The organism is Chimaeribacter sp. YP20170169 (assembly GCF_056739715.1).
Window position 1 is genome coordinate 2,079,339 of record NZ_CP176824.1, and the last position, 25,226, is coordinate 2,104,564.

A 25,226-nucleotide genomic window follows, 5' to 3' on the forward strand; every position below is an offset into this window, starting at 1 on the left:
GCGCCGTGGCGGGCGTTAGGCGTCGCGCAACCTGGCAAACAGCGTGGCCCACTGGCTGTCGCGGCGGTAGAACACCGGTGGCTGCCCGAGCGGCGCGGCCACCGTCACCTCGCGGCCGCCGTCATACGGCTCGCCGCTCCAGAGGTGCACCCACTGGTCATGGGGCAGGTAGAGCCGCCACTCATGCTGGTCGGGCTGGTGCACCGGCGCCACCAGCAGGTCGCGCCCCAGCAGGTACTGGTAGCCGAGATCCCAGGTGCGCGGGTCATCCTCGTAGTGCAGCAACAGCGGCCGCATTACCGGCACGCCCTGTTGGCTGTTCTGCGCTACCGCCTGTTGCAGGTAGGGCTTCAGGCGGCGGAACACCTGCCCCATGCGCGCCAAGTGGCGCAGGGTGTCGTCGTCGCTGTCGAACTGCCAGTTGTCATCCGGCCGGTTGCCCTCGTGGCTGCGCATCAGCGGCGTGAAGGCGGCGAAGTCGCACCAGCGCAGCAGCAACTCCTTGCTGCGCGCCATGCCGAACAGCGTGGTGTAGCCGCCAAGATCGCTGTGGTGCAGGCCGTGGCCACACATCGCCAGCGACAGCGCCGCCGGGATCACCGAGGCCAGCCCATCGTCTAGGCTCCAGTCAACGTTCTGGTCGCCGGCCCACATCATCACCGAATATTTCTGGCTGCCGCTGAAGCCAGCACGCATAAAGAACAGGATCTCGCCCAGCTTGCCGCTCTCCGCCAGCGCCTCGTAGTTGCACTTCGCCCACAGCACCGGCCAGGCGTTGTGCATGATTTCGGCGCTGACGCCGTTGTGCAGGTGGGTGTCGGTGGGCAGGTACTCGCCAAAGTCGGCCATCCAGCCGTCGAGGCCAAAGGCGATCAGGTTCTGCTTGATCACCCCCTTGTACCAGTCGTAGGCCGCCGGGTTGGTCAGATCCACCACGCCAGCGTAGAACTCGCCAAACTCCACCTGATAGGGGCCGCCATCGGCGTCCGTGGTGAGGTAGCCGCGCGCCGCCGCCTCGGCATACAGCTCCTTCTCCACCGCCACGTAGGGGTTGATGTAGCCGAGGAAGCGCACCCCCTCCTTGCGCCACTGCGCGATGCGCTGATCCAACCCCGGATAGAGCGTCTCATCCCAGCGCCAGTTCCACATCAGCCGCTTGCCAAAGGAGGTGACGCGCCGACCCTCCCAATCCTGCGCCCAGATGCCGGCCACCGGCACCCCCAGCGCGCGGGCGCGATCCAGCTTCTGCTGGCACACCTCGGTGCCGCCCTGAATGCCGAGGATGATGCCGTCGTAGACCCACTCCGGCAGCTCCGGCTGGCGGCCCAGCAGCGCGCTCACCCGGCTGACCAGCGCCAGCAGGCTGTCTGCCGCCTCAAAGCAGAGGTCGGCCTGCCCCTCCCACACTGCCAGTTGGTGGTGCTCTGGCTGCGAGAAGTCAAAGCACATGTAGCCGCTGTTGCTGAAGTGGCAGAAGTAGCGGCGGCTGGAGACAAAGGTCGGCTGCGGGAAGAAAGTCCAGTAGTAGTCGCCGCCGGCGTTCTCCTGGCAATCCGCCTGCCAGGTGACGAAGCTCTTTTTGTTGCGGCCCACGCCCTGCTCACTGGTCCAGAGCGGGAAGGGGCGGCCGCGCAGGTTGAAGTAGGAGAACTGCTCGCCGCAGCCGTAGACGCGCTCCTCCGGCTCCGCCTCGAGGTTGATCCACAGCCGGTTGTAGTGCGGCGTCAGCGTCTGGACGTTGAGCGTCAGCCGCCCGCCGTCGTCACTGCCCAGCGTCAGCCGGGCGGCGGCCACCTCGCCACGTGACAGCGTCACCACCTGCCCGCCATCGTGCGGCGCAATGTGGCAAGTGGTGAGGGCCAGCTTCTCTTCCAACTGATCTTTCACGCTAAAGTTGCCGCGGAACATCTCAATGTCCGCCACGCCGCGCCCGGCCACCAGACAGGGGCGCGAGGCGCTGTGGCACAGCAGCGGCTTGCCATCCAGCGTGAGGTGGAAGCCATCGGCAGTGGGGATAAAGCGGACATTCTTGGGTAACGTGCTCATCATTGACTCCCTGTGTGGGAGCTGGCGTCATGCCAGCTCCAGCAGTTCCAGATCCAGCAGTTGCGCCACCTTGCGCAGCAACGGCCGGTGATCGCCATAGACCAGTGAGGTGTGGTGCTGGCCAACAGGCGTTGCCGGTAGGTGTCGGCGTCCACGTCCAGCCGCGCCACCCCGGAGGTGCCGGAGAAGGCCAGCGGCGCTTTCAGCATCTCGCCGCCCGCCAGCATCAGCCGCAGCTTGCCCTGCCCCTGGCTGATGCGGCAGAGGGTGATGCGCCCCGGCTTCAGCGCGAACTCCGACAGCAGCGGCAGCTTGCGGTTGGAGTGCAGCGTCGCGCGCACCGGGCCGTCACGGTCGGCCATCTCAATCGGTGCCTGACCACAGTGCCAGAACACCACACTGTTGTCCTGCGGGTCGATGTCCACCAGATCGGTATTGAACGCCCCCTCCCCGGAAGCCCACTGCAACAGCAGCGAGGAGATCACGCCGTAGAGATCCGCCTCGCAACCACAGGGCACGCCATCCTCATTCATCAGCGCCAGCGCACCGCAGGCGGCACAGCCGTAATCGGTGAAGAAGTCCGGCCAGCAGCGCACCGCGATGCCGTCATAGTTCCCCTCTGCCGCCTGCTGTTGCAGGGCGGCGTAGGTCTTCAGCGTCTTGCGCGTCGCCACCGGATCCATCTCCGCCAAGTTGCTGAAGTCCTGCGCCCGGCGCTGCCACGGCGCGTCAGCCACGCTGTCGGGCAGCGCTTTCACCTGATTGATGAAGGCCCCCACCTCCAGCCGGTCGTGGGCCACACCGAGGCGGCTCGCCAGCTCCTGCGGCTGGTAGTTGCAGGCGTCAAAGCCGGTGGGATGATCGCCAATCACCAGCAGCCGTGACCGGCGCAGACGCGAGACGATGCCCGCCGCCCTGGCCGCCAGCGCCAGCTCGGCGGCGGCGGCCGGGCTATCTGGCGCGGCGTGCAGGGTCAGCGGGGTGATATTCAGGCGGCTCAGGGCGTGGCAGGCCAGATTGACGCCGCAGAAGGCATTCAGCCGCAGGCGGCCGCCGGTGCGCGGCTCGGGGAATGACCAGAGCAGCGCCGGCAGATCCAGCTCGCGCAGTACCTCGGTGGTCAGCGAGGCGTCGGTAAAGGTCGCCTGCACAATCAGCAGCAGATCCGGCTGGGCGGCGCGCAGCGTGCCCAGCGCCGTGCGGGTGGTCTCCGCGTCCAGACAGAGCACCGGCTCGCCAGCCAGCGTCACCGGCAACTGGCGCAGCGTCTGCCACGCCTGCGCCAGCATCTGTTCGGCATAGGGCACATCGAAGGTGGCGCGGCCCAGCGCCAGCACGCCCAAAGTGGGTTGTGGGTTCATCTCAATCCTCCGCTCGGGTGGAGAAGGTGTGTTCGGTATGGTGGCGATAGCGTTCGCCGGGCTGGAGCACGATGCTGGGGAAGTGCGGTTGGTGCAGGCTGTCAGGGAACGCCTGCGTCTCCAGACAGAGGCCAGCGAAGGCGGCATAGTGGCGCTGCCCCTTGCCGATCCAGCGTTTGTTCGACAGCTTGAAGGCGTTGTAGCACTGCACGCCGGGCTGGTTGGTGGTCACGCGCATCTCGCGCCCGCTGGCCGGGTGGTAGAGGGTGGCCGCCGGGCGCAGCGCCCCCTCGCCGCCGCGCAGCACAAAGTTGAGGTCAATCCCCTGCTGCGGCAGCGGGGCCATCACCTCCTCCAGTGGACGTGGCTGGCGGAAATCGACCGGGCTATCAGCCACGGTGCGGATCTCACCGGTCGGCAGCATCGTTTGATGCTCCACCGGGGTGTAGAAATCGGCGTCAATCTGCAACCAATGGCGGCGGATATCCTCCGCCTGCGCCGAGAGGTTGTAGTAGCTGTGGTTGGTGAGGTTGACCGGCGTCGGCTGGTCGCAGGTCGCCTGATAGTCAAAGGCCAGCACGTTATCCTCACGCAGGCTGATGCGGTGAATCACCTCCAGGTTGCCGGGGTAGCCCTCCTCGCCATCCGCCGCGCGGTAGTAGAACAGCACGCCGTCGCCGTCCGGCTCCGCCTGCCACAGCCGTTTGTCAAAGCCACAGACGCCGCCATGCAGATGCTGGCCGGTCGCCGCCTCATTGCAGGCCAGCGTGTGCGTCCGGCCCGCCAGCCGGAAGCGGCCGCCGCCGATGCGGTTGGCGCAGCGGCCAGCGATGGCACCGAAAAAGGGGTGTCCGGCCTGATACTCCGCCAGCGTGTCAAACCCCAGCACCACGTCGCCCGGCACGCCCTGCCGGTCTGGCACCCACAGCTGGGTGATGATGCAGCCGTAGTTGGTCACCGCCAGCCGTATCCCCTGTCCGTTGGTGAGGGTAAACAGCCTCACCGCCTGCCCGTGGTGCTCCCCGAAGGGAGCCTCATGTATCTCTGTCATTGCCTGTTCCCCCTATGCCCGCCCCTGACTGTCAAACAGGCGGATCTTCTCCTGCACCTTCTGGCGCATCGCCTCACGGCCACGACCCAGCGTCACGGCCAGCGCGTACTCCTGCGGGTTCTCCGCCAGTACCCCGGCCATGCCCTCGGTGAACGCCTGCCGCAGCTCCGTGTCCACATTGATCTTGGCTACCCCCAGTCCAATCGCCTGCCGGATCTGCGCATCCGGCACGCCGGAGCCGCCGTGCAGCACCACCGGGCGCGCCACCGTCTCACGCAGCTCCGCCAGCCGCCCGAAGGCCAATTTTGGTGGCCGGGTGTAGAGGCCGTGGGCGGTGCCGATCGAGACGGCCAGATAGTCAACGCCGGTAGCCGCCACAAAGCGCGCCGCCTCCTCGCAGGAGGTGATCAGCGCCTCCTCATCGGCCACGTCTATCTCATCCTCCACGCCGCCAATTTTGCCAATCTCCCCCTCGCAGCCAATCTTCAGCGCGTGGGCCACCTCCGCCACCGCGCGCGTGATGCGCGCATTCTCGGCGAACGGCAGGTGCGAGCCATCAAACATCACCGACTGGAAGCCGCAGCGCACCGCCTCCAGCGTCTGTTCAAAGCGGCGGCTGTGGTCGAGGTGGACGCAGACCGGCACGCTGACGCGATCCAGGTAGGCGTCCACCAGCGCCTTCAGCGGCGCGAGGCCCAGGGTGTTGATGGCGCGCTGGCCAATCTGGATCATCACCGGCGAGCGCTCCGCCTCCGCCGCCTCCAGCACCGCCAGAATAGTTTCGGCGTTGTGCGCGCTGAACGCGCCGATGGCATACCCCTCCTGCCACGCATGACGAACCATGGTGTCTCCTGCTACATACGGCATGATCTACTCCTCATTGCGTGCCCTCAGGCACCACGGAGGGCCGCCCGGCGGCGGCCCGCATCTGTTCCAGAATGGCGCTCCAGTCCTGCCGGCCACGTCCCTGCGCCCGCGCCTGGCTGTACAGCTCGCGCGCCGCCGCCCCCATCGGCAGCGGCACCCGCAACTGGCCAGCCAGCGTCAGGGCCAGCCCCAGATCCTTGTGCGCCAGATCGATCATGAAGGTCGGGCTGAGATCGCCCTTCAGTACCCGCTGCGGCCAGGTGGTGCCGAAGTGGCCGCGCACCGCCGGGGTGAGGTTCATCACCTCCAGCGCTTTATCCAGCGGCAGCCCAAGCGCCTCGCACAGCACCGCCGCCTCCGCCGAGAGGGCATTGAGGGCAATGCTCATGTAGTTGTTGATCAGCTTGAGGCGGATGCCGCGCCCCGGCCCGCCCGCCGCGATCAGGGTGTCGCCGAGGCAGCGCAGCAGCGGCGTGGCGCGTGCCACCTGCTCCTCACTGCCGCCCGCCAGAATCAGCAAGGTGCCGGCGATGGCATGATCCGAGGTGCGCCCCACCGGTGCGTCCATAAAGCTGATGCCGCGCGCCGCCAGCGCCGCGCACAGGGCATCGCTCTCCGTTGGCAGGATGGTGGACATGTCAATCACCAGCGCCTGCGGGGTCAGCGTCTCCAGCGCGCCCCGCTCCCCCAGCAGCGCCGCGTGCACCTGGGGGCCGGTCGGCAGCATGGTGATCACCACCTCCGCGCCCTGCGCCGCCTGCGCCGGGCTGTCACAGCCGTGGGCGCCCTCCGCGACCAGCGCCGCCACCGGTTGCGGGTTGAGGTCATGCACCCGCAGCGTATGGCCGTGGCGCATCAGGTTGCGTGCCATCGGCGCACCCATCTGCCCCAGACCGATAAAGGCCACTACTGTCATACTTACTCTCCTTTGGCTGGATTGAAGGTGGCAGGGTGCAGTGTCCAACAGTGAGCAGGCCGCCACGCCTCGATGTCATTTATTGTCTTTTTCTGATCGTATTTGTTGTTTTGAGTAAAAAACCGGACAGCCGTCACTTTTTGAACAATTGCCGTGGCTAAACTGGGTCGCACTCAATCAGCGTTAAGGAGCATGTGATGGGACATCTGGCCTGTGTAGGGATCGCGGTGGAGGATCGCCTCTACTCTCTGGAGCGCCTGCCAACCGGCGGCGGCAAATATATCGCCTACTCTTACCAGGAGGCCGGGGGCGGGCCAGCGGCCACCGCGGCGGTGGCGGCGGCGCGGCTGGGAGCCACGGTGGATTTCATCGGCCGCACCGGCGATGACGCCTGCGGAGCGCGGCTGCGCGCGGAGCTAGAGGGCTATGGCGTCAGCGTGCGTCACTGCCGACAGGTGGCGGGCGCGGCCTCCGGCCAGTCGGCGGTGCTGGTGGACGCCGCCGGTGAGCGCACCATCATCAACCATCCGGGACACAATCTGGACGCGGATGCCGGGTGGCTGGCGGCCATTGATTTCAGTGCCTATGACGCGCTGCTGGCCGATGTGCGCTGGCCGGAGGGGGCAGAGGTGGCGATGGCGCGGGCGCGCGCCGCCGGGGTGGTGACCGTGCTGGACGCCGACCTCACGCCGCAACCCATTACCCCGCTGCTGGCGCTGGCTGACCACGCCGCCTTCTCCCTGCCCGGCCTGCATCGGCTGACCGGCGAGCTGCCGGTGGAGCAGGCGTTGCGCCGGGCGGCCGCGCTGACCGCCGGTCAGGTCTACGTCACCCTCGGGGCGGAGGGCTGTCTGTGGCTCGATCGGGGCGTCTGCCGCCACCAGCCAGCTTTCGCGGTGGCGGTGAAAGACACGACGGGAGCTGGCGACGTGTTCCACGGCGCGCTGGCGTGGGCGCTGGCACGCGGCATGGCCCCGGCGGAGGCGGTGCGCTGGGCCAGCGGCGCGGCGGCGCTGAAGTGCACCCGCGAGGGGGCCGCGCCGGGATCGCGGACTATGATCAGCTAGGCGCATTTTTGTCACTTTATGGCTAGAATAGGCCAACGCCGCACAGCAGAGCGAGGAACAGAGATGAGCCTGACGGAAGTGACGGGCAACCCACGGCACGATCAACTGATCGCGCTGATTGCCGAACGGGGTTACATGAGCATTGAGGCGCTGGCACAGCTGTTGGCGGTCTCCACCCAGACCGTGCGCCGCGATATTCGCAAGCTGAGTGAGGAGGGATTCATCACCCGCCACCACGGCGGCGCGGGCCGCGCCTCCAGTCTGGTGAATACCGCCTTTGAGCAGCGGGAGCTGGCCTGCAACGAGGAGAAGCGCGCCATCGCGTCGGCGATCGCCGACGCCCTGCCTGACCGCTGCACGCTATTCATGACCATCGGCACCACCGTTGAGCACATCGCCCGCGCGCTGCTGGCGCACAGCCAGTTGCGCGTCATCACCAATAGCCTGCGGGTGGCGCAGATCCTCTACAAGCAGAAGGATTTCGAGGTGCTGGTGCCGGGCGGCGTGCTGCGCGCCCACAATGGCGGCATCATTGGCCCGAGCGCCATCCAGTTTGTCTCTGGTTTCCGCGCCGACTACACCCTCACCAGCACTGGCGCGCTGGAGGGCGACGGCACGCTGCTGGAGTTTGACGTCAACGAGGTGGCGATGGCGCGCGCCATGATGGCACACAGCCGCAATGTGCTGGTGGCCGCCGACCACACCAAGTTCCGCGCCTCGGCGGCGGTGGAGCTGGCGCAGGTGGGCGAGATCAGCGCGCTGTTCACCGACGCCCCGCCGCCACCGCCGCTGGCGGCCCGGCTGGCGCAGCATCAGGTGGCGCTGCACGTCGCCCCGGTGGCCGTTGCGGAATAAGCGGCTTTCACCCCCATCACGGCGGATTATCCGGCGCCAACGGTGGTATAATGCCCCCATTCCCTGCCTGATAATAATCATCTGCACCCTTTATGGATATTAAACAACTGATCTACCTCTGTAACCTGGAGCGGGAGCGCCACTTTGGCCGCGCCGCCGAGGCCAGCTTTGTCAGCCAACCGACCCTGTCGATGCGGCTGAAGAACCTAGAGAAGGAGCTGGGGCTGAACCTGATCAACCGCGGCAACAACTTCGAGGGCTTCACCGCCGAGGGGGAGCGGGTGCTGAACTGGGCGCGGGAAATTGTCGCCGTCTATCAGGGGCTGAAACTGGAGGTGGACTCCCTCAAGCATGGCCTGACCGGCACGCTGCGCATCGGCGTGATGCCACAGTGCAGCCTGTCGCTGGCGCAGATGCTGAAGGGCGTGCAGGCGGAGAACCCGCGCCTCGACTACCGTGTCGCGGAGCTGAGCGCCGACCAGCTGCTGGAGGCGCTCAACAGCCACGCGGTGGACGTGGGCATCGGCTTTTTCGAGATGACCACCCTCAACGAGCTGCATTTCCAGTTGCAGCCGCTGGAGGACAATGGCGTGGATGTGCTCTACCACCCGACGCACTTCCCGCAACTGGCGGGCGAGTCGCCACTGGCGCTGGAGGCGGCGGCGGCGCTGCCGCTCTGCCTCTCCGACCCCAGCCGCTACTTCCGCCGCTACCTCGACAACCAGTTCAGCCTGGCCGGGCTGGCGCTGCGGCCGATCCTTGACAGTAGCTCCATCTTCCAGCTGATGCAGGGGGTTTATGTCGGCCTTGGTTGCGGGTTGGTGCCGCGTGGCCACCTGATTGACGAGATGACCCCGGCGCTGCGCCGCCGCCCGCTGGCGATTGCGCCGATGAGCCGCCACGCCGCGCTGGTGGTGGCCGAGCCGGGGCGCGCCACACCGCTGGCCCAGCACTTCTTTGACGCCGCCCAGACCTGGCTGCGCCGGCAACCGGCGTAAAAAAGCCAGCCCGTGGGCTGGCTTCTCCTCTGCCCGGCGCGGGGCTAGATCTTCAGCTTGATGTAGTCCACCGCACGGCTGATCAGGCTGCCCTGCTTCACCGGCTCCAGCACCACCAGCGGGATTGACTTCAGCACCTTGCCCTGATCGAGGATATTGATCTTGCCGACCGCCTGTCCCTTGGTCAGCGGCGCCTTGAGCTGCGGGTTGTCCAGCACGTACTGCGCCTTGATCTTATCAGTGTCTCCCGCCGGCACGCTGAGGAACACCTCATCCGCGCTGCCCAGCTTCACCTTGTCCTGATCGCCATACCATACCTGCTCATTGGCGACGCCCTGCCCGGCTTTGAACACCGGCAGGGTGGCGAACTCGCGGAAGCCCCAGGTCAGCAGTTTGCGTGCCTGCTCCTCACGCCCCTTCGGGCTTTTGCCGCCCATCACCACGGCGATCAGCCGGCGCTGCCCCTCGGTGGCCGAGGCGATGATGTTGAAACCGGCGCTCTCGGTGTGGCCGGTCTTCAGGCCATCAACGTTGAGGTTTTTGTCCCACAGCAGGCCGTTGCGGTTGTTCTGGGTGATGTTGTTGTAGGTCAGCGTCTTCTCGCTGTACATGTGGTACTCCTCCGGCTCGCCGTGGATGATGGCGCGCGACAGCACCGCCAAATCATGGGCGGAGGTGAACTGCCCCGGTGCGTCCAGCCCGTGCACGGTTTCGAAGTGGGTATCCTTCAGGCCAAGCTGGTCGGCGTACTGGTTCATCAGGTTGACGAAGGCTGGCTGGCTGCCCGCCACGTAGTCCGCCATCGCCACACAGGCGTCATTGCCGGAGTCGATGATGATGCCGCGGCTCAGGTCACGTACCGTGACGCGGTCGCCCGGCTTGAGGAACATCAGGGAGGAGCCAGCGAAGACCGGGTTGCCCGCCGCCCAGGCATCTTTGCCGACGGTAACCACATCATCCAGCGTGATTTTGTGTTGGTCGAGCGCGCGATCCACCACGTAGCCGGTCATCAGCTTGGTCAGGCTGGCCGGGTTGCGGCGCGCGTCCTGGTTGCCCTGTGCCAGGATGTCGCCGGTGGCATAGTCCATCAGCACAAAGGAGGCGGCGTCGATGCCCGGCGCGACCACCGGGAAGTTGATCGGCGCCACGCCGGCGGCGGTCGGGCTGGCGTCTGCCGCGGCGTGGCCAGCGGAGAACAGCAGCACACCACATAACATACTCAAAACACTACGCTTCACACACATATCCTCTTGCTGCGCGGACAATCTGGCCCACGCAATAAAAAACCATCGAAAAATCCGGGGGCTAGAGTGCATCAATTCCGGCTGGGGTGAAACCCCAAGACTTTTGCTAATGATTACATAATGAAACCATCCATTTACAACAAGCTCACAATTTCAGCGATCCGCCCTGCCCGCTTTTCTCCCCCTCTCGTCCTGTGGTGATGCGATAAGCTTCCTCTATCAGACGATTGCGTCATTCGATTAGACGCTGTGACGGTCACTCCCTAAAATTGCGACATAAATTATCCAAACACTTAAAAAAGTGTTTACGTTTCTGAAACAAAGCCTGCGACATAAGAATGAAATTCAAACCTTCGATTAAGCCTTACACCGGCGCAGCCGGCGGATGGGGCGCGCTTGAGTCCACCACCCGTTACGTTTTTGACAGCAAGAAAGTGCTTTCCAACCTGCGCAACCTGATGCGTGTCAACAAGGGCCGCGGCTTCGACTGCCCCGGCTGCGCTTGGGGCGATGACAACCACAGCACCTTCAGCTTCTGTGAGAACGGCGCGAAAGCGGTGACCTGGGAAGCGACCCGCAAAGCGGTGGAGCCAGAGTTCTTCGCCAAGCACAGCGTCTCTACCCTGCGTGAGCAGAGCGACTACTTCCTGGAGTACCAAGGCCGCCTGACCCACCCGATGCGCTATGACCGCGCCACTGACCGCTACCGCCCGGTAAGCTGGGAAGCGGCGTTCGACCTGATCGCCCGCCATGTGAAGGCGATGAGCCACCCGGACCAGATCGAGTTGTACACCTCTGGCCGCGCCAGCAATGAAGCCTCCTACCTCTATCAGGTATTTGGCCGCATGCTGGGCACCAACAACTTCCCTGACTGCTCCAACATGTGCCATGAGGCGAGCGGCGTGGCGCTGAAGCAGTCCATCGGCGTGGGCAAGGGCACCATCCGTCTGGATGACTTCGAGAAGGCGGACGCGATCTTCGTCTTCGGTCAGAACCCCGGCACCAACCACCCGCGTATGCTGCACAGCCTGCGCCACGCCGCCGACCGCGGCGCGCACGTGGTGAGCTTCAATACCCTGCGCGAGCGTGGGCTGGAGCGCTTCGCCGATCCGCAGAAGCCGCTGGAAGTGGTGACCACCAAGGCTGGTCGCATCAGCTCCCGCTACTACCAGCCGAACCTCGGCGGTGACATGGCGGCCGTGCGCGGCATGGTAAAAGTGCTGCTGGAGCGCCACCGCCTGAAACTGGCGGCCGGCGAGCCGGGCCTGTTCGATCAGGCGTTCCTCGACCAGAACTGCGCCGGCGTGGAAGCCTACTTCGACGCGGTGGACGCCACCTCCTGGGATCACATCGTCAGCCAGTCTGGCCTGAGCGAGCAGGATCTGCGTGAGGCGGCCAGCATCTATGAGAGCGCTGAGCGCGTGATCTGCACCTGGGCGATGGGCCTGACCCAGCACAAGCACTCGGTGCCGACCATCCGTGAAATCGTCAACCTGCAACTGCTGTTCGGCCAGCTCGGCAAGCCGGGTGCTGGCCTCTGCCCGGTGCGCGGCCACAGTAACGTACAGGGCAACCGCACCATGGGCATCGATGAGAAGGCCCCGGCCGCGCTGATCGACAGCCTGGCGGCGCACTTCAACTTCACGCCGCCGCGCGAGAAGGGCCACAACACCGTTGAGGCACTGGAAGCGATGCTGCGTGGCGAGGTGAAAGTCCTGATTGCCCTCGGCGGTAACCTGGCCGCGGCCGCGCCGGATACCGCGCGCACCGCGCAGGCGCTGCAAGCCTGCGACCTGACCGTGCAGATCAGCACCAAGCTCAACCGCAGCCACCTGCTGCCGGGCCGTGACGCGCTGATCCTGCCGACCCTGGGCCGCACCGAGGCGGACATCCAGGCCACCGGCCCGCAGTTCATCACCGTGGAAGACTCCTTCAGCATGGTGCACGCCTCCGAGGGTGTCGGCAAACCGATCTCCGAGATGCAGCGCTCCGAAACCGCGATCGTCTGTGGCATCGCTGATGCGGTACTCGGCAGCGAGAAGCTGGACTGGATGGCGCTGGCGGGCGACTACAACCTGATCCGCAACCACATTGAGGCCACCATCCCTGGCTTCAAGGACTTCAATGCCCGTTGCGACATCAAGGGTGGCTTCTACCTCGGCAACGCGGCGGCCGAACTGCGCTTCAACACGCCGGGCAACAAGGCACACTTCAGCCATGCCCCGCTGCCGGACGCGGTGATCCCGATGCCGAATGGCGAGAAAGCGCCGTTCACGCTGCAAACCCTGCGCTCCCACGACCAGTACAACACCACCATCTACGGCCTTGATGACCGTTACCGTGGCGTTTACGGCCAGCGTGAAGTGCTGTTCATCCACCCGCAGGATCTGGCAGCGCTGGGCCTGAACGACGGTGAGCTGGTGGACATCGAGACGCTGTGGCATGACGGCGTGGAACGCGTGGTGACCGGCTTCAAGCTGGTGAGCTACGACATCCCGCGCGGCAACCTGGCGGCCTACTACCCCGAGACTAACCCGCTGGTGCCGATGTCCAGCTTTGGCGATGACACCCACACCCCGACCTCCAAATCGGTGCCGGTGACCATCCGCCGCAGCGAAGCCGCTGATACCCGCCGCATCGCCTGATGCGTCTGCCCGGCCGCCCGGCCGGGCCTTGCCCCAAGGCGCTTTTTTCGCAACAGGTTGCGGCTAAAGCGCTTGCCCGCCGGGGCTGATTCGCGTAAAACTGTCAGCCGCGATTCCGCCCCCTTTAACCCCACGCTCTGGATGCTATGTTTCAAGATAACCCGCTGCTCGCACAGCTAAAACAGCAACTTCACTCTCAGACTCCCCGCGCGGAAGGCGTGGTAAAAGGCACTGAGAAAGGCTTTGGCTTCCTGGAAGTGGATGGCCAAAAAAGCTACTTCATCCCGCCGCCGTACATGAAGAAAGTGATGCATGGCGACCGCGTGGTGGCTACCCTGCATACGGAGAAAGAGCGCGAGGTCGCAGAGCCGGAATCGCTGATTGAACCGTTCCTGACGCGCTTTGTTGGCCGCGTCCAGAAGAAAGATGACCGCTTCTCCATCGTGCCGGATCATCCGCTGCTAAAAGATGCCATCCCGTGCCGCCCGGCGCGCGATGTAAAACATGAATTCAAAGAGGGCGACTGGGCCGTGGCCGAGATGCGCCGCCACCCGCTGAAGGGCGACCGCGGCTTCTACGCCGACCTGACCGCCTACATCACCTTTGGTGAAGATGATTTTGCCCCCTGGTGGGTCACGCTGGCGCGCCACAACCTGGAGCGCGAGGCACCGGAGTCCGCTGTTGGCGAGATGCTGGAGCAGCAACTGACGCGTGAAGACCTCACCGCCCTGCCGTTCGTCACCATCGACAGCGCCAGCACCGAGGACATGGATGACGCGCTGTATGTCGAGACCCTCGACAACGGCCAGCTGCGCATGACGGTGGCGATTGCCGACCCGACCGCCTACGTCAGCGAGGGCAGTGCCATCGATGACGCCGCCCGCATCCGCGCCTTCACCAACTACCTGCCGGGCTTCAACGTCCCGATGCTGCCGCGTGAACTCTCCGATGACCTCTGCTCCCTGCGCCCCAACGTGCAGCGCCCGGTGCTGGCCTGCCGCGTGACGCTGGGCGAGGATGGCAGCCTGGGTGATGACATCCACTTCTTCGCCGCCCATATCGAGTCCCGCGCCAAGCTGGTCTATGACGAGGTCTCCGACTGGCTCGAGGGCCAGGGTGAGTGGCAGCCGCAGAGTGACGAGATCGCCACCCAGATCCGCCTGCTCAAGCGCGTGTGTGAACTGCGCAGCCAGTGGCGTGAACAGAACGCGCTGGTGTTCAAGGATCGCCCGGACTTCCGCTTCGTGCTGGGCGACAAGGGCAACGTGCTGGAGATTCTGGTGGAGCACCGCCGCATCGCCAACCGCATCGTGGAAGAGGCGATGATCGCCGCCAACGTCTGTGCGGCGCGCGTGCTGCGTGACCGTCTGGGCTTTGGTGTCTACAACGTCCACACCGGTTTCGACCCGGCGCTGGTCGAGCAGGCAGTGACCATTTTGCAGGCCAACGGCATTGAGGCCGATCCGGCCGAGCTGCTGACCCTGCCGGGCTTCTGCACCCTGCGCCGTGAACTGGACGCCCAGCCGACCCCGTTCCTTGACAGCCGCATCCGCCGCTTCCAGACCTTCGCTGAGATCGCCACCGAGCCAGGCCCGCACTTCGGTCTGGGGCTGGAGGCGTACGCCACCTGGACCTCGCCGATCCGTAAGTATGGCGACATGGTCAACCACCGCCTGCTGAAGGCGATCATCACCGGTCAGGCGGGCGTCAAGCCGCAGGCAGAGATGACGCTGCAACTGGCCGAGCGCCGCCGCCTGAACCGCATGGCGGAGCGCGACGTCGGTGACTGGCTCTACGCCCGCTACCTGAACCCGAAAGTGGGCAGCGGCGAGCGCTTCCGTGCCGAGGTGATCGACGTGACCCGTGGCGGCCTGCGCGTGCGCCTGCTGGACAACGGCGCGGTCGCCTTTATCCCGGCCCCGTTCCTGCACGCGGTGCGTGACGAGCTGGTGTGCAGCCAGGAGACCGGCACCGTGCAGATCAAGGGCGAAGTCGCCTACCGCCAGAGCGACGTGATTGAGGTAGAGATCGCCGAAGTGCGCATGGAAACCCGCAGCGTGATCGCCCGCCCGGTCGCCTGATCGCTGTCGCATTGACTGCCTGAATAATCCTGCACCCCGGTGCAGGATTTTTTTTATCCACCAAAATCCCGCCTGCTTCACACTTCTTCGCCGCCCTGCTTCTCAAGCGCGCCACAAGCCCTATGTTTAACGGGTTCAACGGTTTTCGCCGCCCGGCGTCGCCGCTTGGATCCCCCTCTCCCCTATAACGACAAGGAGCAGTTCCCATGAGCAACGTCAAAACCAGAGTGGTCTGGTTCGTGGTGGCGTTAGTTGGCGCCCTGGCCTTCGCCATGCTGGCCCTCCAGCGCGGTGAGCCGGTCAACGCCCTGTGGCTGGTGGTGGCGGCCGTCGCCTGCTACAGCATCGCCTACCGTTTCTACAGCCGGTTTATCGCTGACAAGGTGTTTGAGCTGGATGACCGGCGCATGACTCCAGCGGAGCGCCACAATGATGGGCTGGACTATGTGCCGACCAACAAGTGGGTGCTGTTCGGCCACCACTTTGCGGCGATTGCCGGTGCCGGGCCGTTGGTTGGCCCGATTCTGGCGGCGCAGATGGGCTTTTTGCCCGGCACGCTGTGGATTTTGATTGGTGTGATGCTGGCCGGTGCGGTGCAGGACTTTCTGGTGCTGTTTATCTCCACCCGCCGCGATGGCCGGTCGCTGGGCGAGATGGCCAAGCAGGAGCTGGGGGCGTTCGCCGGCGTGGTGACCATGCTCGGCGCGCTGGGGGTGATGATCATCATCCTGTCGGCGCTGGCGCTGGTGGTGGTGAAGGCGCTGGCCGACAGCCCGTGGGGGCTGTTCACCATCGCCGCCACCATCCCGATCGCGCTGTTGATGGGCATCTACATGCGCTTTATCCGTCCCGGCAAGATTGCCGAAGTCTCTATCATCGGCTTCGTGCTAATGATGCTGGCGATCGTCTACGGCGGCAACGTGGCGCAAGACCCCTACTGGGGGCCGCTGTTTACCCTCTCCGGCACCTCGCTGACCTGGGTGCTAGTGATCTACGGCTTTGTCGCCTCGGTCTTGCCGGTCTGGCTGCTACTGGCACCGCGTGATTATCTCTCCACCTTCCTGAAGATTGGCGTGATTGTCGGGCTGGCGATCGGCATCGTCTTCGCCATGCCGGAGATGAAGATGCCGGCGGTGTCGCGCTTCATTGATGGCAGCGGGCCGGTGTTCGCTGGCAGCCTGTTCCCGTTCCTGTTCATCACCATCGCCTGCGGTGCCATCTCCGGCTTCCATGCGCTGGTCTCCAGCGGCACCACGCCCAAGCTGGTGGAGCGTGAGAGCCACACCCGCTTTATCGGCTATGGCGCGATGCTGATGGAGTCGTTCGTCGCCATCATGGCGCTGATCTGCGCCTCGGTGATTGATCCGGGCGTCTACTTCGCCATGAACTCGCCCTCCGCGCTGATTGGCACCACGGTGCAGAACGCCGCCGAGGTAATCAATGGCTGGGGCTTTGTGGTGACGCCGGAGATGCTGTCAGGGATCGCGCGTGATGTCGGCGAGGCCTCGATCCTCTCCCGCGCCGGTGGCGCGCCCACCTTTGCGGTCGGCATGGCCCACATCATCACCGAGGTGTTCAACAGCCGGGCGATGATGGCCTTCTGGTATCACTTCGCCATCCTGTTTGAGGCGCTGTTCATCCTGACGGCGGTGGATGCCGGCACCCGCGCTTGCCGTTTCATGGTGCAGGATCTGGCAGGCGTGGTGGTGCCGGGGCTGGCGAACAACCGCTCCTGGCTCGGCAACATGGCTGGCACCACGGTGGCGGTGGCCTGCTGGGGCTTCTTCGTCTATCAAGGGGTGATTGACCCGCTCGGCGGCATCAATACCCTGTGGCCGCTGTTCGGCATCGGCAACCAGATGCTGGCCTCCATGGCGCTGATCCTCGGCACCGTGGTGCTGTTCAAGATGAAGAAACAGCGCTACGCCTGGGTGACGATCCTGCCTACCGTCTGGCTGTTCATCACCTCAATGACCGCTGGCTGGCAGAAGATCTTCCATGAGAAACCGGCCATCGGCTTTTTGGCACAGGCGCGCAAATTCTCCGCCGGCATTGATGCCGGGACGGTGATCGCCCCGGCCAAGTCGCTGAAAGATATGGAGACTATCGTGTTTGCCAACCAGATCAACGCCGTGCTGTGCGGCTTCTTTATGCTGGTGGCGGTCACCATGCTGGTCGCCGCCTTCTTTGCCATCCGCCGGGCGCTGCGCGCTGACCGCCCAACAGTGCATGAAACCGATGCCCGCCTGCGCCCGGAGGTGAAACATGGCTGACCTGCCCTATGCCGCGCCCCGCCGCCCGGCCTTCACCATCATCCGCTGCTGCCCGCTTAGCGAGACGCTACCGCGCACCTGGCCGGGCCGGGTACGGCGCGTTTTCCGCCGGCTGGCGCAGAGCTTCCGGCTGATGGTGGGCGTGCATGACTACCCGGCCTACCTGCGTTACCACCAGCTGCATCACCCCGGTGAGCCGCCGCTGAGCGAGGCGGCCTTCCATCACCGCTGTCTGGAGGCGCGCTTCCCCAGCCAGGGGGGAAAAATGGGCAAATGCCCCTGCTAAAAAGGCAAAAAAAAACGGCTCCCGAGGGAGCCGTTTTGCTGCATGTCGAATGTTAAGGCAATTTCACAACTGGCGTCCAAGCCACGGCCCCATTGGTGTTGACGTAAACCAGCCCGGCCTTGGCGGTATCCACCCCCAGCCGTTCGGTAAAGGTCCCGGCTGGGTAGTTGGTGCCCGTCGGCGTCGCCCACTTGGTGACTTTCGTCGCGCGGCAGCCGCGGGTGATATACCCTACTTCGCCGGTGTAGGCAAAACTGTCTATCAGCACGTCAGTGAAGATCACTGCCGCCCCACTCACCAGATTGACGTCGGTCAGGTGGCCGCCGTTGATGACGGCAGACTGGCGGTAGGCGCCACTGTAGGTGCCGGTGATGTTACAGTCGTTGAAGGTGACAGGCGCATACCCGGCCGCCGGCACTTTGGTGGCGGTGATGTCACCGCTGATATAGGTGCCGTTGAAGGTAATGTCCCCTTTGATGTTGTTCGGGAAACTTACGTTGGTGATGTTGCCCTTGGTGATTTTGACCTTGTTGGCGTTGTAGAAGAACGACAGGTTGGTCGCCGTCGGGTTAACGATGTTGAGGTCAGACTCCACCATGAAGACGTTTGACACCGCCGGCTCAATCACTGACAGGTCATAGGTCGGCGCCTTGATGTACCAGGAGCTAAACAGGCAGGTGGAGAAGACCGAGTTAGTGCCGTAGGCGGTGCTCACCACCGAGCTGCCACAGTTCCAGTTGCGGAACTCCGAACGGTCGGCCGCCAGATAGATGGAGGGCACCAGCGAAACACCCACCGTCTGCTGGGTCACGCTGTCCACCTTGTCCGCATCAATGATCACCTGCTGGATGATGGAGTTACCGGCCACGATGTAGTGGTTCATGTACTTCAGGCCGGACGCCAGCCCCGTGGTGCCGTCATCCTCTTTCAGGATGATCAGGCGCTCGGCGTGGATGTTGTTGATGACGTTACGCACCTTGTTGGAGATTTTGATGCCGCGATGGTACGCCTGCTCACACTGCACCGAGGCGATGTGGGTGGCGTTCATGGTGTCAGTGTCCGACCCCATCTCCAACGCATAGTCCGTCAAGTTGCCACAACGCTCCACGCTCAGGCGCTGGAAGGTGGAGTCCCAGATGGTGTCCTGATGGATGCCGATGCCGTTGAAACCCTGGGCACGGATGTGCTCGCCCACGAACCACTGCCCCTTCATATAGATGCCGTTCAGAACGGTGTCGCGGCTGTCACACTCCACCACCAGCGAGCCATCGATGATCTGCCGGCTGGTGCGACCGGCGTTGGCGGCCTTGGTCGGGTCGCCCAAGGTCAGCACGTAGTTGCCGGTAAAGCCTTTCGGCGTCACTTTGAAGCGACCGGCCTGATCGGCAATGATACGGGTGACGTTGGTCAGGTCGATGGTGGCATTGACACGCCACGGGCCATACCGGAAGTCCACCACTTTCCCGGCGGAGGCCGTGACATAGGCCTTCATCTGGGTGGTGCAGTCCACGGTACCGCCAGGACGGCAACCGAAGTGCACCGGCAGCAGCTGATCAACCGAGCGTTTCCAGCGTTTACCGCTGGCAGTGACGATGACGGAGCCGCCATTGTCAACGCTGGTGGTGTCCTTGGCATCATGGGCGAACAGCCCGCCGCCGTTTGGCACGCTGTCGGTATAGGTCACACCGGCATAATAGGCGGCAACGTTGACGGTTTCACCGTCAGCACTCGGTTCAATTTTACGTAGGGCGGTAATATCAGCACATTGTGTAGCCATGTTTACTTCCTCCTGTTCACTATGAACGCCTGCAAAATTACGAAAGGCTGTGGCAGGCATGAATCGCTAACTTAAGGGACGATAATGATTTTTCGCCTCCCAGCACTCTGAAGACTAGCGAAATCAGGCGCAGTGAGGAGTAAACAAACATCACTAATCAACACTGTTAATGTTTAAACGGGAAAGGGTGGAAACCGGGGCGGCAGAGGGAGGTGAAAAGGGCCTGAAAATGATAGGGCTACTGCAAAAAAACCCTGCCCATTGAGGGGCAGGGTTTCAGGTAATGCATATAAATGAGCTATTTCACCTGCGCCGCCTGCTCATCAAGGCTGGTTTTGCGCGCACCCTTTACCTTTCTTGACCAGATGGCGGTCAAAATCGGCACCAGTACCGAGGTAACAATCACCGAGGTCGCCACCAGTGCCGTGGCAGCTGGCGCCACGCTTTTGAACTGCGGCACCATCTCCGCGATCAGCACCGGGGTGGCCACCGCCGCGCCAGCAGAGCTGGAGGCGGCCAAACCAGCGGTGCCATCCCCGCCGCCAATCAGTTTGTCGGCGATAATCAACGGGATGCCGGTGATGATAATCACGCTGACTCCCAGCAGGATGCCGAGCAGCCCGGTCTGGGCAATCACGCTCAGGTTGATGGTGTTGCCGAGGGCAAAGGCAAAGAACGGGATCAGCGTCTGAACTGCCTTGCCAAAGAAGTCGCGCAGTTCCGGGTCCAGGTTACCGAGGGCAAAGCCCACCAGGAACGGCAGCACCGCGCCGATAAAGACATGCGGCTCAAAGGAGGCGATACCCGCGGTGCCGAGGATAATCATGGTCATCAGCGGCCCGGACTCCAGCGACATCAGCACAAACGCGCCAGCCTCCTCCTTGGTGCCGTACTGCTGCATGATGGAGGCATACAGCCCGCCGTTGGTCATGTCCATCGCCGCCACCAGCGCCAGCGTGGAGAGGCCAGCGAAGAAGCCAATCTCCACCCCATTCTCTGGCAACAAACGCGAGGCCACCGCCGCCACCAGCCAAGCCACCGCAATTTTGGTCACCACCAGCGTGCCGGACTTGCGCAGCACGGTGCCGGTGGCGCTGAGCTTGATCGAAGCCCCCATGCAGAAGAACCACACCGCCAAAATCGGCACCGTCCCGGAGATCAGGCCGTTGGTAAACGAGCCAAAATATTTGCCGGCGTCTGGCGCGAAGGTGTGGCACAACGCCCCAATGAACAGCGGCACCAGCATCATGCCGCCAGGGATTTTTTCAATCGCACGTTTGATTTGCATGGACTTTTTCGCCTCAGAGAGAATAAGAACCGGGTGGGGTGCCGGACTGCGCGGCACGCTGTTATTTATTGGTGAGCCATTAGTTGAGTAACTTAACTGTTCACACGGTGAATAAAAATGATCTCACCCACAAAATTGAAACGCTGTTTCTTTTTTGTGAATACCCAGGTTCATCTTCTCATCATCAATGGCTAAAAAATCTCATTGAGATCTCACTGGCTTAAAAAAAGCGCAGCGTGGGGGCATAAAAAAGCCCGCCAGCGGCGGGCTTGGGTTCGGGCGGGTTCAACCCAGATGGCGGGCACCAAACGCATGTTGCCAGTCATCGCTGAAGGCGCGGGTGGCGGCCTCCACCGCCGGGGTGGAGAGCATCTGCTCCGCCACATCCACCGGCAGGGTAATGGCGCGGCAACCGGCCAACAGGCAATCCACTGCCTGACGCGGGGTGCGGAAACTGGCCGCCAGCACCTGGGCGTGCGGCGCGTGCTGGGTCAGCAGGCTCTGCAACTGGCGCACCATCTCAATGCCATCACTGCCCTGCGCATCCAGCCGGTTGACGTAGGGCGCGACATACTCCGCGCCAGCCAGCGCCGCCAGCAACCCCTGCCCCGCCCCATAGACTGCGGTGCCGAGCGTCGGGATGCCCAGCCCCTTGAGTATCTTGATCGCCGCCAGACCCTCGGCATTCACCGGCACCTTGACGATCAACTCCGGCACCCGCTGCGTCAGCAGCTGCGCCTCGGCCACCATGCCATCGGCCTGCTCCGCCAGCACCTGGGCGAACAGCTTGCCCGTCTCGCCCAGCGCATCACGCAGCGCGGGCAGCACCTCCCACAGCGGCTTGCCCGCGCGCGCCACGATGCTCGGGTTGGTGGTGACGCCCTGCAACGGCAGGATGCGCGCCAAACGTTTGACGGCATTGACGTCTGCCGTGTCCAGATATAGCTCCATTTCACTCTCCTGAATGGCTCAATTTTCACACTGTCTGCATGGTAAACGAAAAAGCCTGCCTCTTCTTGACCCTTATCAAAATATCTTTCGTTCGAAAGAACTTTAATCTACGAACGAAAAAGGAGTCCCTATGCTGTTTAACCTGCAACGCTACTCAACCCATGACGGCCCCGGCATTCGCACCGTTGTGTTCCTGAAGGGGTGCTCGCTGGGCTGCCGCTGGTGCCAGAACCCGGAGAGCCGTGCCCGCACCGCGGAGCTGCTGTATGACGCGCGCCGCTGCCTGACCGGGTGCCACGCCTGCCAGCAGATCTGCCCACACGCCGTGGAGATGGCGGATGGCCGCCCCCGGCTGCACCGCGATCGCCTGACGCCCGAGGATCTGCCGCGGCTCGCCGCCGCCTGTCCGACCCAAGCCCTGACGCTGTGCGGCGAGGCGCTCGATCTGGAGGCGGTGGTGGAAACCGTGCTGCGCGACCGCCCCTTCTACCAGCGCAGCGGCGGGGGCGTTACCCTCTCCGGCGGCGAGCCGTTCATGCAGCCGGAGGCGTGCGCCACGCTGTTGCAGCGCTGCCGCGCCGAGGGGCTGCACACCGCGGTCGAGAGCTGCCTGCATGTGCCGTGGGCCTACATCGCCCCGTCGCTGCCCCACCTGTCGCTGCTGCTGGCGGATCTTAAGCATGTTGATGAGGCGCGTTTCCACGACTGGACGGACGGTTCCGCCAAACGGGTGCTGGATAACTTCCGCCGGCTGAAAGAGGCCGGCACGCCGCTGATTGTGCGGGTGCCGGTGATCCCCGGTTTCAACGCCGATTGCGCCTCGCTGCGCGCCATCATCGACTTTGCCGCCGATGAGACACGCTGCAACGAGATCCATTTCCTGCCCTACCACACGCTTGGCATCCAGAAGTATGCCCTGCTTGACCAACCCTACCGCGCCCCGGCCGTCCCCCTGGATGACCCGGACCTGCTGGCCTTTGCCTGCCACCATGCCCGGCGGCGCGGGTTGACTGCCCTGTTGAGAGGATAAACCATGACCCAACTCAATCTTGATATTCTAAGCGACCGCATCCGCGCCCATAAGGCGGCGCTGGTTTCCATCGTCAAGCCGCCGATCTGCACCGAGCGCGCCGAGCACTACACCGCCATCTACCAACAGCATCAGGACAAGCCGCTGCCGGTGCGCCGCGCGCTGGCGCTGGCCCACCACCTGGCGCAGCGCACCATCTGGATCAAGCATGATGAGCTGATTGTCGGCAATCAGGCCAGCCAAGTGCGCGCCGCGCCCATCTTCCCGGAGTACACCGTCGGCTGGATTGAGAAGGAGATCGACGATCTGGCCGATCGCCCCGGCGCGGGCTTCTCGGTATCGGCCGAAGACAAGGCGGTGCTGCACCGCGTCTGCCCGTGGTGGCGCGGCCAGACGGTGCAGGATCGCTGCTACGGCATGTTCACCGATGAGCAGAAGGCGCTGCTGGACGCTGGCATCATCAAGGCCGAGGGCAACATGACCTCCGGCGACGCCCATTTGGCGGTCAACTACCCGCTGCTGCTGTCGCTTGGCCTGCACGGGCTGCGCGCCAAGGTGGCGGAGCGCCGCGAAAGGCTGGCGCTCACTGATTGGGATGACCTGCATAAAGAGCAGTTCCTGAAGGCGATTGACCTGACGCTCGAGGCGCTCTCCCAGCACATCCTGCGTTTTGCCGCGCTGGCGCGTGAGATGGCGGCCAGTGAAAGACGTGACGTGCGCCGGGCCGAACTGCACCAGATCGCCGCCAACTGCGAGCGGATTGCCCACCAGCCGCCGGAGAGCTTCTGGCAGGCGTTGCAGCTCTGCTACTTCGTGCAGCTGGTGTTGCAGATTGAGTCCAATGGCCACTCTGTCTCCTTTGGCCGGCTGGACCAGTACCTCTACCCGTGGTATCGCCGCGACGTGGAGCTGACCGGCACCCTGCCGCGCGAACAGGCGATCGAGCTGCTGCACGGCTGCTGGCTGAAGTTGCTGGAGGTGAACAAGATCCGCTCCGGCAGCCACTCCAAGGCCTCGGCGGGCAGCCCGCTCTACCAGAACGTCACCATCGGTGGGCAGATCTGGGCCGACGGCCGCGCGCGTGACGCGGTCAACCCGCTCTCCTACGCGGTGCTGGAGTCCTGCGGCCGCCTGCGCTCCACCCAGCCCAACCTGAGCGTGCGCTACCATGCTGGCATGAGCGATGACTTTTTGGATGCCTGCGTGCAGGTGATCCGCTGCGGCTTTGGTATGCCAGCGTTCAATAATGATGAGATTGTGATCCCCGAGTTCATCAAGCTGGGCGTGGAGGAGGCGGATGCCTATGACTACGCCGCCATCGGCTGCATTGAGACGGCGGTCGGCGGCAAGTGGGGCTACCGCTGCACTGGCATGAGCTTCATCAACTTCGCCCGCGTAATGCTGGCGGCGCTGGAACAGGGGCGCGACGCCCAGAGCGGCCACACCTTCCTGCCACAGGCGCAGGGGCTGTCACAAGGGAACTTCACGGATTTCGCGCAGGTGATGGCGGCCTGGGATCGCCAAATCCGCTACTACACCCGCAAATCGATTGAGATTGAGTGTGTGGTGGACACAGTGCTGGAGGAGAATGCCCATGACATCCTCTGCTCGGCGCTGGTGGATGATTGCATCGAGCGCGGCAAAAGCATCAAGCAGGGCGGCGCGAAGTATGACTGGGTCTCCGGCTTGCAGGTCGGCATTGCCAACCTCGGCAACAGCCTGGCGGCGGTCAGGACGCTGGTGTTTGAGCAGGGGCTGGTTGGCCAGCAGCAACTGGCGGCGGCGCTGGCCAGCGACTTTGACGGGCTGGATGGCGAGATGCTGCGCCAGCGGCTGATCAATGGCGCGCCCAAATATGGCAATGACCGGGACGAGGTGGACCAGCTGCTGGTGCGCGCCTACCAGACCTACATTGATGAGCTGAAGCAGTACCACAATACCCGCTTTGGCCGTGGCCCGATTGGCGGCACCTACTACGCTGGCACCTCCTCCATCTCCGCCAACGTGCCGTTTGGCGCGGCCACCCCCGCCACCCCGGATGGCCGCAAGGCCCATACGCCGCTGGCGGAGGGGGCCAGCCCAGCCTCCGGCACCGACACCCTTGGCCCAACGGCGGTGTTCAACTCGCTGGGCAAATTGCCAACCGCGGCGATTTTGGGCGGCGTGCTGCTCAACCAGAAACTCAACCCAGCGACGCTCGATAACCCGCGTGACCGCGAGAAGCTGATGGCGATGCTGCGCACCTTCTTTGAGGCGCACCGGGGCTGGCACGTACAGTACAACATCGTGTCACGCGACACGCTGCTGGCCGCCAAGGCGCATCCAGACCAGTACCGCGACCTGGTGGTGCGGGTCGCAGGCTACTCAGCCTTCTTTACGGCCTTATCGCCAGACGCGCAGGATGATATTATTGCGCGTACCGAACACACGCTCTGAGAAACCTCGGTTTTTTTCAGCAACACTATCGTGGCAGCCGGTTGGCTGCCCTTT

17 protein-coding genes and 1 pseudogene are annotated in these 25,226 nt (G+C 64.1%); 9 read left to right on the forward strand and 9 right to left on the reverse strand.

What is annotated here, in order from left to right; translation table 11 throughout:
* Positions 1-15 precede the first annotated feature (15 nt).
* From ACK3SD_RS09240 to yihU, 5 genes are read right to left on the reverse strand one after another with little or no spacing between them, the layout of a single operon-like run.
* Positions 16-2,046, reverse strand: a complete 2,031-nt coding sequence (locus tag ACK3SD_RS09240) for an alpha-glucosidase (RefSeq protein WP_481125282.1) — start codon at positions 2,044-2,046, stop codon at positions 16-18.
* Entirely contained in the window at positions 2,046-3,407 is a 1,362-nt protein-coding gene (locus ACK3SD_RS09245) for an L-fucose/L-arabinose isomerase family protein (RefSeq protein WP_481125283.1), read from the reverse strand. Before ACK3SD_RS09245 ends, ACK3SD_RS09240 begins: the two co-directional genes overlap by 1 nt.
* Position 3,408: 1 nt before the next feature.
* Entirely contained in the window at positions 3,409-4,458 is a 1,050-nt protein-coding gene (locus ACK3SD_RS09250; RefSeq protein WP_481125284.1) for an aldose epimerase family protein, read from the reverse strand.
* Positions 4,459-4,470: 12 nt separating this feature from the next.
* Positions 4,471-5,301: a class II fructose-bisphosphate aldolase gene (locus tag ACK3SD_RS09255; protein ID WP_481125285.1), complete on the reverse strand. Its 831-nt coding sequence runs from the start codon at positions 5,299-5,301 to the stop codon at positions 4,471-4,473.
* A gap of 34 nt (positions 5,302-5,335) precedes the next feature.
* On the reverse strand, positions 5,336-6,241 hold the full coding sequence (gene yihU / locus ACK3SD_RS09260) for a sulfolactaldehyde 3-reductase (RefSeq protein ID WP_481125286.1): 906 nt from the start codon (positions 6,239-6,241) through the stop codon (positions 5,336-5,338).
* 197 nt (positions 6,242-6,438) lie between these two features.
* On the opposite strand from yihU, the pseudogene ACK3SD_RS09265 reads away from it, so the two are divergent.
* The 3 genes and pseudogenes from ACK3SD_RS09265 to ACK3SD_RS09275 all read left to right on the forward strand — a co-directional run bounded on the left by ACK3SD_RS09265 (position 6,439) and on the right by ACK3SD_RS09275 (position 9,161).
* Positions 6,439-7,334: pseudogene (locus ACK3SD_RS09265) on the forward strand (PfkB family carbohydrate kinase).
* Between the two features lie 37 nt (positions 7,335-7,371).
* Positions 7,372-8,163, forward strand: coding sequence for a DeoR/GlpR family DNA-binding transcription regulator (locus ACK3SD_RS09270; RefSeq protein ID WP_481125287.1), 792 nt, complete (start codon positions 7,372-7,374; stop codon positions 8,161-8,163).
* 92 nt (positions 8,164-8,255) lie between these two features.
* Positions 8,256-9,161 (forward strand): LysR family transcriptional regulator, encoded by a 906-nt coding sequence (locus ACK3SD_RS09275; protein ID WP_481125288.1) that lies wholly within the window; start codon positions 8,256-8,258, stop codon positions 9,159-9,161.
* 44 nt (positions 9,162-9,205) lie between these two features.
* On the opposite strand, the gene dacD is transcribed toward ACK3SD_RS09275, so the two are convergent.
* On the reverse strand, positions 9,206-10,399 hold the full coding sequence (gene dacD / locus ACK3SD_RS09280) for a serine-type D-Ala-D-Ala carboxypeptidase DacD (protein WP_481125289.1): 1,194 nt from the start codon (positions 10,397-10,399) through the stop codon (positions 9,206-9,208).
* A 344-nt stretch (positions 10,400-10,743) separates the two neighbouring features.
* Here dacD and ACK3SD_RS09285 point away from each other — a divergent pair, with 344 nt between their 5' ends.
* The 4 genes from ACK3SD_RS09285 to ACK3SD_RS09300 all read left to right on the forward strand — a co-directional run bounded on the left by ACK3SD_RS09285 (position 10,744) and on the right by ACK3SD_RS09300 (position 17,690).
* A complete protein-coding gene (locus ACK3SD_RS09285) occupies positions 10,744-13,050 on the forward strand; it encodes an FdhF/YdeP family oxidoreductase (protein ID WP_481125290.1) in 2,307 nt (768 codons plus the stop codon).
* Positions 13,051-13,196: 146 nt separating this feature from the next.
* Positions 13,197-15,131, forward strand: coding sequence for an exoribonuclease II (locus ACK3SD_RS09290; protein ID WP_481125291.1), 1,935 nt, complete (start codon positions 13,197-13,199; stop codon positions 15,129-15,131).
* Between the two features lie 206 nt (positions 15,132-15,337).
* Entirely contained in the window at positions 15,338-17,404 is a 2,067-nt protein-coding gene (locus ACK3SD_RS09295) for a carbon starvation CstA family protein (protein ID WP_481125292.1), read from the forward strand.
* Positions 17,397-17,690 (forward strand): YbdD/YjiX family protein, encoded by a 294-nt coding sequence (locus tag ACK3SD_RS09300; protein ID WP_481125293.1) that lies wholly within the window; start codon positions 17,397-17,399, stop codon positions 17,688-17,690. Before ACK3SD_RS09295 ends, ACK3SD_RS09300 begins: the two co-directional genes overlap by 8 nt.
* Positions 17,691-17,742: 52 nt before the next feature.
* On the opposite strand, the gene ACK3SD_RS09305 is transcribed toward ACK3SD_RS09300, so the two are convergent.
* The 3 genes from ACK3SD_RS09305 to fsa form a co-directional block, all read right to left on the reverse strand.
* Positions 17,743-19,467, reverse strand: coding sequence for a hypothetical protein (locus ACK3SD_RS09305; RefSeq protein ID WP_481125294.1), 1,725 nt, complete (start codon positions 19,465-19,467; stop codon positions 17,743-17,745).
* A 298-nt stretch (positions 19,468-19,765) separates the two neighbouring features.
* Complete coding sequence (kdgT, locus tag ACK3SD_RS09310) at positions 19,766-20,755, reverse strand: 2-keto-3-deoxygluconate transporter (protein WP_481125295.1); 990 nt, start codon at positions 20,753-20,755, stop codon at positions 19,766-19,768.
* A 285-nt stretch (positions 20,756-21,040) separates the two neighbouring features.
* Positions 21,041-21,706, reverse strand: a complete 666-nt coding sequence (gene fsa, locus ACK3SD_RS09315) for a fructose-6-phosphate aldolase (RefSeq protein ID WP_481125296.1) — start codon at positions 21,704-21,706, stop codon at positions 21,041-21,043.
* 130 nt (positions 21,707-21,836) lie between these two features.
* Between fsa and ACK3SD_RS09320 the strand changes: the two genes are divergently transcribed.
* Positions 21,837-22,736 carry a glycyl-radical enzyme activating protein gene (locus ACK3SD_RS09320; protein ID WP_137763297.1) on the forward strand — a complete coding sequence of 300 codons (900 nt, stop codon included), beginning with the start codon at positions 21,837-21,839 and terminating at the stop codon, positions 22,734-22,736.
* 3 nt (positions 22,737-22,739) lie between these two features.
* Positions 22,740-25,172: a formate C-acetyltransferase/glycerol dehydratase family glycyl radical enzyme gene (locus tag ACK3SD_RS09325; protein ID WP_481125297.1), complete on the forward strand. Its 2,433-nt coding sequence runs from the start codon at positions 22,740-22,742 to the stop codon at positions 25,170-25,172.
* Positions 25,173-25,226: the final 54 nt, after the last annotated feature.